At 69.7% G+C, this 10798-nt stretch carries 7 protein-coding genes; 6 read left to right on the top strand and 1 reads right to left on the bottom strand.

The annotated features are described in order from the left end of the window. Positions 1-214 precede the first annotated feature (214 nt). The 6 genes from IR155_RS15045 to IR155_RS16385 all read left to right on the top strand — a co-directional run bounded on the left by IR155_RS15045 (position 215) and on the right by IR155_RS16385 (position 9540). A complete protein-coding gene (locus IR155_RS15045) occupies positions 215-3100 on the top strand; it encodes a glycoside hydrolase family 3 C-terminal domain-containing protein (protein WP_135115603.1) in 2886 nt (961 codons plus the stop codon). A 79-nt stretch (positions 3101-3179) separates the two neighbouring features. Further along, complete coding sequence (locus IR155_RS15050; RefSeq protein ID WP_135115609.1) at positions 3180-5732, top strand: glycoside hydrolase family 3 C-terminal domain-containing protein; 2553 nt, start codon at positions 3180-3182, stop codon at positions 5730-5732. 35 nt (positions 5733-5767) lie between these two features. After that, on the top strand, positions 5768-6349 hold the full coding sequence (locus IR155_RS15055) for a hypothetical protein (RefSeq protein ID WP_233441228.1): 582 nt from the start codon (positions 5768-5770) through the stop codon (positions 6347-6349). A 35-nt stretch (positions 6350-6384) separates the two neighbouring features. Beyond that, positions 6385-7422, top strand: coding sequence for a glycosyltransferase family 2 protein (locus IR155_RS15060; RefSeq protein WP_233441229.1), 1038 nt, complete (start codon positions 6385-6387; stop codon positions 7420-7422). Between the two features lie 19 nt (positions 7423-7441). Continuing rightward, a complete protein-coding gene (locus tag IR155_RS15065) occupies positions 7442-8164 on the top strand; it encodes a LytR/AlgR family response regulator transcription factor (protein ID WP_135115606.1) in 723 nt (240 codons plus the stop codon). 1019 nt (positions 8165-9183) lie between these two features. After that, a complete protein-coding gene (locus tag IR155_RS16385) occupies positions 9184-9540 on the top strand; it encodes an ATP-binding protein (RefSeq protein WP_409366566.1) in 357 nt (118 codons plus the stop codon). Positions 9541-9594: 54 nt separating this feature from the next. Here the strand turns inward: IR155_RS16385 and IR155_RS15075 are convergent, their stop codons facing one another. Continuing rightward, complete coding sequence (locus tag IR155_RS15075; protein WP_135115608.1) at positions 9595-10341, bottom strand: YceI family protein; 747 nt, start codon at positions 10339-10341, stop codon at positions 9595-9597. Positions 10342-10798: the final 457 nt, after the last annotated feature.

The raw sequence follows: 10798 nt of genomic DNA on the forward strand, positions 1-10798 counted from the left end.
CCCAAGCCGCAGTCTGTGCCGCCAGAGTGACAGGTTGTGCGGGTGGAGCCGGGCGGGGGGCGAGGATGTCGTGAACTGGATCCGATGAACCTGCGACGTGCAGGTGCGATGGCGCGCCCCGCGCGACCCCGGCATGGCATCGATGCAACCGGGGCGACACGGTGCGTTTGTGACAGAGGAGTGACAGGTGAGTTCAGCGGCGGCGAAGAGGCCGATGTCGAACAGGAAGTTCCTCGCGATCTGGATCCCGATCGTCGCGATCGTGGCCGTGATCGCGATCGGGGCGAATGTCGCGGTCGGGATTTTCCGGGGCGCGATCGAGAGCTTTATGGGGGCGGGCACCTACTCGGTGCAGAACACCCCCGAGGGCGAGAAGCTCGACACGGCTTACAGCAAGGGCGAGTACAAGACCAAGGACGAGGCGAAGGCTGCCTCGAGCAAGGTCGTGGACGAGATCGCCGATGAGGGCATGACGCTGCTCAAGAACACCGGCGTCCTCCCCCTCGACAAGGGCGCGGTGACCCTGCTGGGTCGCGGCGCGGCGGATCCCGTCTACGGCGGATCCGGATCCGGATCGGTCGACACGTCGACCGCCGTGAACATCCGCGCGGGCATCGAGAACGCCGGCTTCACGGTCAACGACACCGTGTACTCGCAGCTCTCCGACTTCGCCGCGGCGCACCCCGCCGACAAGGGCGGACGCACGAACATCGTGATGGACAAGCCCGCGGAATCGAACTACAACATCGGCGAGATGCCGGTGTCGGAGTACTCGGACGCGTCGATCAGCAGCTTTGCGGACTTCTCCGACGCGGCGATCATCGTGATCGGACGCGGCGGTGGCGAGGGCGGCGACCTCGCCACCAACATGGAGGCCTGGGACGACAACGCCCAGCCCGGCCAGCACCAGCTCGAGCTGAACAAGGACGAGAAGGATCTCGTCGCGCTCGCCGAGAAGAACTTCGAGAGCGTCGTCGTGGTCATCAACGCCTCCACGACCATGGAACTCGGCTCCCTTCAGGACGACCCGAAGATCGACGGCATCATCCAGGCCGGATCGGGCGGACAGAACGGCTTCGACGCGCTTGGTCGCGTGCTCTCGGGCGAGGTGAACCCGTCCGGTCACACCGTCGACCTCTACGCGCGTGACTTCACGGCCGACCCGACGTTCCAGAACTTCGGCAACTACGCCTACTCGAACCTCAAGGACGCGTACTTCGTGGACTACGAGGAGGGCATCTACGTCGGCTACCGCTACTACGAGACCGCGGCCGCGGAGGGCTTCCTCGACTACGACAAGGCCGTCGTCTACCCGTTCGGGTATGGCCTGAGCTACACCGACTTCGCGTGGAAGGTCGCCGACCAGCGCCTCGGCGCGGTCGACGGCGAGATCAACGTCGACGTCGAGGTGACCAACACCGGTGATGTCGCGGGCAAGGACGTCGTCCAGCTTTACTACACCGCGCCCTACACGCGCGGCGGCATCGAGAAGGCCCACGTGGTCCTCGGCGCCTTCGGCAAGACCGGCGTCCTCGAGCCCGGTGCGTCCGAGACGGTCACGCTCACCCTGCGCGTGGAGGACATGGCGTCCTACGACGAGAAGGGCGCGGGCGCGTACGTCCTCGAGAAGGGCGACTACGCCCTCAAGCTGCAGAGCGACTCGCACCACGTCAAGGACGGCATCGCCCCGATCACGTACACGGTCGACAAGACCGTCACGTACGACAAGGGCCGCTCGACCGACAAGGCCCCGGCCGAGAACCGCTTCGCGCAGGCGACCGATGCCTTCACCAAGGACGGCGCCGTGCGCACGGTGATGTCGCGCGCCGACTTCGCGGGGACGTTCCCGAAGGCACCGAAGGGCGACGACCTGAAGGCCGACGACGCGACGATCGCCGCGTACGCGCCCTACGACGCGGCCGCCGCGGCGAAGGCTGCCGGCGACGTGGAGATGCCCGCCACCGGTCAGGACGGCGACCTGTCGCTGGTCGACCTGCGCGGTCTCGCCTACGACGACCCGAAGTGGGCTGCGCTGCTTGACCGCCTGAGCGTGGACGAGATGGCAAAGCTCCTCACGTCGGGCGCGTACAACAGCGCCGCTCTGCCCGAGATCGGCAAGCTCCGCGTCACCGACCTGGACGGCCCCGCCGGTTTCAGCTCGTTCGTCAACCCGGAGCTCTACACCGGCACGGCGTTCCCGTCGGCGGTGCTGATCGCGCAGTCCTGGAACGTCGAGCTCGCCAAGAAGATGGGCGAGGCGATCGGCGAGGAGGCGCTCACGATGGGCGTGTCCGGCTGGTACGGACCGGCGATGAACATCCACCGCTCCCCGTTCGCTGGTCGTAACTTCGAGTACTACTCGGAGGACCCGCTGCTGTCCGGCCTGATGGCCGCCGGCGCGGCCAACGGTGCAGCCGAGAAGGGCGTGTACTCGACGCTCAAGCACTTCGCGATGAACGACCAGGAGACCAACCGCACCAACGGCAATGGCCTGGCGACCTGGGCGGATGAGCAGACGATCCGCGAGATCTACCTGAAGGCCTTCGAGATCCCCGTCAAGACGGTCCACGGCGAGGTCAGCTACTTCGACGCGTCCGGCGCGCAGAAGACCGCCGAGGTGCCGATGGGCGGCGTGATGAGCTCGTTCAACCGCGTCGGTGCCGTGTGGGCCGGCGGGTACGACTCGCTCATGAACGGCGTGCTGCGGGGGGAGTGGGGCTTCAACGGCTTCACGATCACTGACTTCAACCTGTACCCGTACATGTACACGGACCAGGCCTTCGCGGCGCGCGGCACCGACCTGATGCTGACGTTCGAGAACTTCAAGACGATCGATGACACCACCAGTGCCTTCGCCGTGTCGAACATCCGCAACGCCACCCACAACATCCTGTACACGGTCGCGAACTCCAACGCGATGAACGGGATGGCGCCCGGCGCGACGCTGACCTACCACATGGCCGGCTGGGAGGTGGGGGTGCTGATCGGAACGATCGTGCTCGCGCTGCTCGTCGTCGCCGCGCTCGTGTGGATGATCCGTCGCACCCGTCGTCACAACCAGCGCAAGGCGGCGGTCGTCGAGGCCGCCCCTGCCGAGTAACGAACCGCCCCGGCGGATCGAACATCGCGGGGCCGGACCGGTGAGAACCGGATCCGGCCCCGCACCAGGAGAGAACGTGATGGATACCCCCTCGCCCGGCACCCCCGGGAACGGACCGGCCACCCCGGCCGCCGCGGCCCCCAACGCCGCAGCCGCCAACGGCGCCCCCGACACCGCCGCGCTCGTCGCCTCGCTGTCGCTGCTCGAGAAGGCGGCGCTCCTCAGCGGCGCCGACGTGTGGCGCACGCGCGGGATCCCCCGTCTCGGCGTCCCGCAGATCTGGATGTCGGACGGACCTCACGGACTCCGCAAGCAGACCGGATCCGCGGATCACCTCGGACTCGCCCAGAGCGAGCCCGCCACCTGCTTCCCGACCGCCGCGACCGTCGCCAACAGCTGGGACGAGGCGCTCGCCGAGGACATCGGTCGCGCGCTCGGCCGCGAGGCGCGCGCCCAGGGCGTGCACGTCCTCCTCGGCCCCGGGCTGAACATCAAGCGCAGCCCGCTGGGCGGTCGCAACTTCGAGTACTTCTCCGAGGATCCGGAGCTGTCCGGTCGCCTCGCGGCCGGCTACGTGCGCGGCATCCAGTCGCAGGGCGTCGCCGCCACCCCCAAGCATTTCGCGGTCAACAGCCAGGAGCTGCGCCGCATGGTCTCCGATTCCGTCGTGGACGAGCGGACGCTCCGCGAGCTCTACCTGACGGCGTTCGAGATCGTCGTCCGCGAGGCATCGCCGTGGGCGGTGATGTCGTCGTACAACCTCGTCAACGGCGTGTACGCCCACGAGAACAGGGAGCTGCTCACCGACGTCCTCCGCGAGGAGTGGGGCTTCGACGGCGCCGTCATCTCCGACTGGGGCGGCGGGAACGACGCCGTGGCGGCGGTCGCCGCCGGCGGCACGATCGAGATGCCCTCGCCCGGGTTCGACTCGGCGCGCGCCATCGTCGCCGCCGTCGACGCCGGCACCCTCGCCGTGGCGGACCTGGATGCTCGCGTCGCCGAGGTGCTGAGCCTCGTGCTGCGCGTGACCGCCGCGGGGAAGACGGAGCCGATCGACGTCGACGCGCACCACGCCCTCGCCCGCCAGGCCGCCGCCGAAAGCGCGGTGCTGCTGCGCAACGAGTCGCAGCTCCTGCCGCTCGCCGCCGGCACGCGCGTCGCCCTGATCGGCGACTTCGCCGAGACTCCCCGCTACCAGGGATCCGGATCGTCCGCCGTCAACCCGACGCGCCTCACCAACCTGCGCGACGCGATCGCGAACACGGGCCTCACCCTCGAGGGCTTCGCCGCGGGCTACACCCGTCGCGGTTCCGAGACCGAGGACGCGGTGCTGCGTGGTGTGGCCACCGCGCTCGCGGCGCGCGCCGACGTCGCCGTGATGGCCCTCGGGCTCCCCGAGAGCGACGAGTCGGAGGGCCTCGATCGCACGCACCTTCACCTCCCCGACACCCAGCTCGCTGCGCTGCGCGCCGTGGCCGCCACCGGCACTCCGGTCGTAGTCGTGCTCGCCGGCGGCGGCGCGATCGAGACCCCGTGGCTGGACCACACGGCCGCCGTGCTGCACGCCTACCTCGGCGGTCAGGCCGGCGCCGAGGGCATCTGGGACGTCCTCACCGGCGCGGTCGAGCCGGGCGGACGCCTGGCCGAGACCTTCCCGCGCCAGCTGCAGGACGACCCGCTCACGGGGCGCTTCCCCGCGCAGGGGCCGACGGCGCAGTACCGCGAGGGGATGTTCAGCCGCTACCGGTACTACGCGACCGCCGGCGTCGATCCGGCGTTCCCGCTCGGATTCGGGCTGAGCTACACGACCTTCTCCTACGGCGACCTGCGCGTCACCGCGGAGGGGGCGACCTTCACGGTCACCAACACCGGCACCCGCGCGGGCGTCGATGTGCCGCAGCTGTACGTGCGGCGCACGTCCGATTCGGCGGTGCCGCGCCCCGCGCTCGAGCTCAAGGGCTTCCGCAAGCTCCGCCTCGAGCCCGGCGCATCCGAGACCGTGACGGTGCCGTTCACCGAGCGCACCTTCCGCTTCTGGGACACCGCGAACGGCGCGTGGCAGGTCGAGGCCGGCAGCTACGAGATCCTCGTCGGATCGCACAGCGCCGCGCTGATCCTGTCCGCCCCGCTCGAGGTCACCGGCACCGTCCCGTCGGGGGCTCCCGTTCCTGCACTCGCCGACTACTCCCGCGGCGAGGTGCGTGCCGTCCCCGACGCGGCGTTCGCCGCCCTCCTCGGGCGCCCCGTCCCGGCCGACGCCTGGGGTAGGGGTCCCCTCGTCGAGAACACCCCGATGGATCAGCTCGGTCGCGCCCGCAGCGGGCTCGCCCGACTCGCGTTCCGCTTCCTCGAGTCCCGCAAGCGCGCGGCCGATGCGAAGGGCGAACCGGATCTCAACATCCTGTTCGTCTACAACGCGCCGTTCCGGATCATCCACAAGATGAGCGGCGGGATGGCCACGCGCCGCGTGACCGACGGCGTGCTGACCGTCATCAACGGACGTCCCTTCGCCGGCCTCGGCCGCGCGATCGGCGGCTACTTCCGCGGGCGCCGAGACGAGCGTCGCACCGCACGAGCATTCACCGACGCGAGCGAGGCCCGCGTCGACCACCAGGACAGGAGGCCGCGATGATCACCGCGGTGCGGAGGGCTTGGTCCTCTTTCGTCGTGAAGCACCCGGAGCTGTCGAAGTTCCTCGTGTTCTTCCTCATCAGCAACGGCATCACGGTGCTGCAGCTCGCGCTCATGCCGATCTTCCGGTGGGCGTTCGACACCTTCACCGGGCTGGTCGGCGTGAACTTCCAGGTGCTGCAGGTCGGCAGCCAGGTCGATGGCAGCCCGTATTTCATGTTCGACTACGCGGCGGGCCCCCTGCCGGCTGGCGGCGGCGGGCTCGCGTACTTCCTCGCCGTGCAGATCACGCTGCTCATCGCGCAGGTGATCAACTTCTTCCTGCAGCGCAGCATCACGTTCAAGTCGAACACCTCGGTCTGGGTCGCCGCGTTCTGGTACGCGTTGGCTTACGTCGCGATCACGTTCATCGCCGCGGCCGCGCAGGGCTTCTACAAGGCACCGATCTACCACCTGCTGATGACGGACTGGGGCTGGGGGACGACCGGTGAGGTGATCGCCGACGTGCTCACGATGATCATCAACTCGGCGATCTCGTTCTGGGTGTTCTACCCGATCTTCAAGCTCATCTTCCGTCAGGTGCCCGAGCAGGAGCCGGCCGCCACGGACGCGCGATGACGGCGGCGGGCGTCAGATCCGGGCAGACTGGACGTGTGCCCCGTCTGACGGTCGTGATTCCCGCGTACAACGCGGCGGAGTACCTGCATCGGGCGCTCGAGCCGTTGGTCGCGTTCTCCGACGCGCACCCGGGGGTCGTGGAGGTCATCGTCGTCGACGACGGCTCCCGCGACGGCACCGGCGCGCTCGCGGACGCGTACGCGGTGCGCGCGCCCGGCGCGATCCGAGTGATCCACCAGGACAATGCGGGTCACGGCGGGGCGATCAACGCCGGCGTCGCGGCCGCCTCCGGCCGCTACCTGAAGGTGCTGGACGCCGACGACTGGCTCGATCCCACGGCGCTGACGGTGGTGCTCGGCGAGCTCGCCCGGCGCGACGCGCACGGCGGGATCGACCTGCTCGTCACGGACTTCACGCACGTGCGCGACGGACGGGGCGACCGCGTCGTCAGGTTCGACTCGGTCTTCCCCGCTGGTGGCGTGATCGGATGGGACGACACCTCCCGGTTCGCGCGCCGTCAGTACCTGATGATGCACGCGGTGATCCTGCGGACCGCCGTGCTGCGACGGGCGCAGCTGCGCCTTCCCGAGCACACCTTCTACGTCGACAGCCTGTTCGTGCTGACCGCGCTCGCGCACACGCGCCGGATCGTCTACCTGCCGGTCTCGCTCTACCGCTACGTGATCGGGCGGGAGGGACAGTCCGTGGAGGCCGACACCATGCTGCGCCGGATCGACCAGCAGCTGTTCGTCACGCGGCGCGCGCTGCGGCTGCTGCCGTACCCGCAGGAGGTGGCCTCGGGCGCCGTGCCGGCGCGGCTGTACGCCGCGATGATGCACTACGTCGAGGCGCTGTGTGTGGTCACGAGCGCCACGCTCTCGCGAGGGGGAACGCCCGCGCACCTCGCGAAGCGTCAGGAGTTCTGGGCGGACGTACGCGCCGAGAGCCCGTGGCTGCACGCGCGGCTGCGTCGCACGCTGTTCGGGGCCAGCAGCAACCTTCCCGGCAGGGCGGGCAGCCGGGTGACCACGCTGGCGTACCACGCCGCGCGCCGCGTTGCCGGATTCAGCTGAGCCGGGGCGACGAGACGCGATGATCCGCATTGGCGTGGTCGAGGACGATCCGGTCAGCCTTGACCGGATCGTCTCCCACATCGACCGGTACCGGCGAGAGCACGGCGGCCGGTTCCAGGTGGAGGCGTTCGCCGACGGCGCCGATCTGCTGCACGAGTATCGCGCCGACTTCGATGTGCTGTTCCTCGACATCATGATGGAGCGGGTCGACGGAATGACCGTTGCCCGGCGGGTGCGTGAGGTCGACTCGGAGGTCGTGATCGTCTTCGTCACGGCGTCCCCCCAGTACGCGATCAGCGGGTACGAGGTCGCCGCGCTCAGCTATCTCCTCAAGCCCGTCCCCTACTCCGCGTTCGCGCAGGAGCTCGAGCGAGTCCTCGCCCAGCTCCGCCTGCGCGAGCGCCGGCGGCTGCTGCTGGCGACGGCGGACGGATCCCATCACCGCGTCGACATGGCGGACATCCTCTATCTCGAGAGCGCGAAGCATCACGTGCTGGTGCACACCTCCGAGGCCGACTACGACGTGGTGACCTCCCTCAAGGCGATGGAGGCGGAGCTCGCGGGCGAGGGCTTTCACCGCTGCAACAGCGGGTATCTCGTGAACCTGCGTCACGTCATCGGCGTCGACGGGAACGACTGCCGCCTCCGCGGCGGCGCGCGGCTGCAGATCTCGCGCCCGCGCAAGAAGGACTTCCTCGCCGCGCTCGCGGCGCACATCGGCGAGCGGGGGTCGACCGCGTGATGTCCCTCGACGTCGTGCTCGCGGCGATCGGTCCCGCGGCGATCGTCCTCCCCGCGCAGGACGGCACGCTCGCCGACATCCCCCGTCCGTACACCGCCCTTGCCGAATGGGCGGCGTGCCTCGTTTTCGTGCTGATCCTGGGGCGCCGGATGCGCTGGCCGGGGACGCTCGCCCTCGCGGCAGGTGCGTTGGTCGCCCTCCTCGGGGTCCAACAGCTGGCGGGGGCGCTGCCGCTGTCGCTGTGGCTGCCGGGGATGCTGCTGGCGGCGGCGACGATGTTCGGCTTCCTGATCGCGGCGGTGCGGATCGACGCGGTGGCGGCGGGGTTCATCACCGCGCGCGCGTTCATGCTCGCCGAGCTGACCGCGTCGCTTCATTGGCAGCTCGACGCGTTCTACTTCCACGGCGCGGTCGGCGCGCCCGAGGCGCTGGCGGGCGGCGGGGCCGCGCGGATCCTGCTGTTCGTCGCGGTGTACGTCGCGCTCCCTCTCATCGCGTGGACGGCCGAGCGTCGACACCTTCCGCGCGGTGGTCGGTTCACGGCCACCTGGCGCGATCTCGCCGCGGCGCTGGCGATCGCGGCGGCGACGTTCGGCATCTCCAACCTCTCCTTCCTGACGCCGGCCACCCCGTTCAGCGGGCGCCTCGGCCAGGAGGTGCTCTACATCCGCACGCTCGTCGACCTCTGCGGCTGCATCGCGCTCTACCTGCAGCAGGAACAGCGTCGCGAGATGGAGGTGCGCCGCGAGAACGAGGCGATGGGCGCGCTGCTGCGCGGCCAGCACGACCAGTACCGGGTCGCGCGTCGGGCGATCGAGGACGTCGACCGGAAGTACCACGACATGAAGCACCACCTGCAGGCGGTGCGCGCGGAGACCGATGCCGATACCCGGCAGCGGCTGCTCGAGGAGCTCGAGGAGTCGGTCAGCGGGTTCGGCGCGCACCTGCGCACGGGCAACGCGGTGCTGGATGCCGTGGTCACCGGCAAGCAGATGTACGCCGCCGAGCACGAGGTCACGATGTCCGTCGTCGCGGACGGTCGCCTGCTCGACCACTTGCGCCTGCTGGATGTCACCTCGCTCGTCGGCAACGCCCTCGACAACGCCATCGAGGCGACGCGTCGTCTCCCGGATCGTGACCGTCGCGTCGTGCGGATGGCGCTGTTCGCGCAGGACGACTGGATCATGCTGCGCTTCGAGAACACCTACGACGGCATCCTCCAGTGCGACGGGGAGAAGCTCCTCACGCGCAAGGGGGACGGGCATGGCCTCGGTCTTCGCAGCATCGAGCAGACCGCGGAGACCTATGGCGGATCCGTCTCCATCGCCGCCGACGACGCCTGGTTCTCGCTCAGGGTGCTCCTGCCCCGCGGGTAGGTTCGCCGCGCGCTGTCGTCGCGCGACGCGCAGTGGCGAGCGACGCGCTCGCGGTCAGCTCGCCCTGTCGAGGACGAGGTGGAACTCGACGAAGCCCTGCGGTTCGACGCGGACGAAGCCGAGGCTCGGGGCCTCGACGTCGTAGTCGGCGAAGGTGACGGGGATGCTTCCGGCGACCTCCGCGGTCCTGCCGTCGAAGCCGACCTCAAGCGTCGCGGTGACGGATCGCGTGACGCCGTGGAGGGTGAGGTCCCCCGTTGCCGTGGCCGTCGTCGTCTCTCCGGCGCGGGGTGCGGTGGCGGTGGTCACGGGCTCGGTGAGGGTGAAGGTCGCCGTCGGGAACAGGCTGGCCTGGAGCGCGTTGCTGCGGAAGTAGGCGTCACGGGCTCCCTCGTCGGTCGCGATGGAGGCGACGTCGACCGTGACAGTCCCGGCGGTGACGGACGTCCCGTCCACGCGCACGTCTGCCGTCACGGTCTCGGTCCGACCGACCACGGTGACGTCCGTGCCGTTGAGGACCTCGTCCACTCGATACCCCGCGTACGAGCCGGGCGCGGAGACCCAGGATCCGTCGAGCGTCACCAGAGGATCGCCCGCGGGCGGGGCCGCAGGTTCCGATGCGCCGGACGAACCGCTCGACACCGTGGGAGCCGCGGGCGCCGCTCCCACGATCACGTCGCGGTAGAAGGCGGGGCCGAACACGGCGGCGGCGCCCGCGGCGACCACCAGGACGGCGGCGACCACGAGCACCGTGACGAGGCGCCGGCGTGCGCGAGGCCGCGACGAGGAGGGGGAGGTCATAGGGAGATTGTCCCCAGGATCTCCCGGGCGCGGCAGGACTCCCAGCGGATCCGTCAGAGACGACGACGCCGACGAGGAGCCGCGACACGCCCGACAGTGGGCGGGGTTTGCCGGTACCCCCGGATCGGCGTAATGTAATCCCTTGTCGCCGCCAAGCGGTGAGGTTGAGCCGGAAGGCTCCCACCCCAGGTCGACGACAGACACCATGAAGAAGCTCCTCGGAAGAGGGTGGATCGTGGTGTGTCTGGGCGGCCTCGCGGCCGGTCTGGGATGCCACCTGGCGCGCTGAGCGCCACGGCGTGTCGGATTTGACAGCGAGAACGGCGCAGATAAGATAGAGAAGTTGCCCCGGAGGGCTGCGGCGGGAGTCGCAGGGCTGGGAGCATCCGATCCTTGAGAACTCAACAGCGTGCACTTGTCAAATGCCAAATAACCTCGTCGGCTGACTCTTTTTGAG

Origin of the sequence: Microbacterium paludicola (assembly GCF_015235415.1) — a bacterium.
Classification (GTDB): domain Bacteria; phylum Actinomycetota; class Actinomycetes; order Actinomycetales; family Microbacteriaceae; genus Microbacterium; species Microbacterium paludicola.

Bases quoted from the DNA above. Each gene is read 5' to 3' on its own strand.
- IR155_RS15045 (WP_135115603.1), top strand. From the start codon at position 215: ATGTCGAACAGGAAGTTCCTCGCGATCTGGATCCCGATCGTCGCGATC.
- IR155_RS15050 (WP_135115609.1), top strand. From the start codon at position 3,180: ATGGATACCCCCTCGCCCGGCACCCCCGGGAACGGACCGGCCACCCCG.
- IR155_RS15065 (WP_135115606.1), top strand. From the start codon at position 7,442: ATGATCCGCATTGGCGTGGTCGAGGACGATCCGGTCAGCCTTGACCGG.
- IR155_RS16385 (WP_409366566.1), top strand. From the start codon at position 9,184: ATGTCCGTCGTCGCGGACGGTCGCCTGCTCGACCACTTGCGCCTGCTG.
- IR155_RS15075 (WP_135115608.1), bottom strand. From the start codon at position 10,341: ATGACCTCCCCCTCCTCGTCGCGGCCTCGCGCACGCCGGCGCCTCGTC.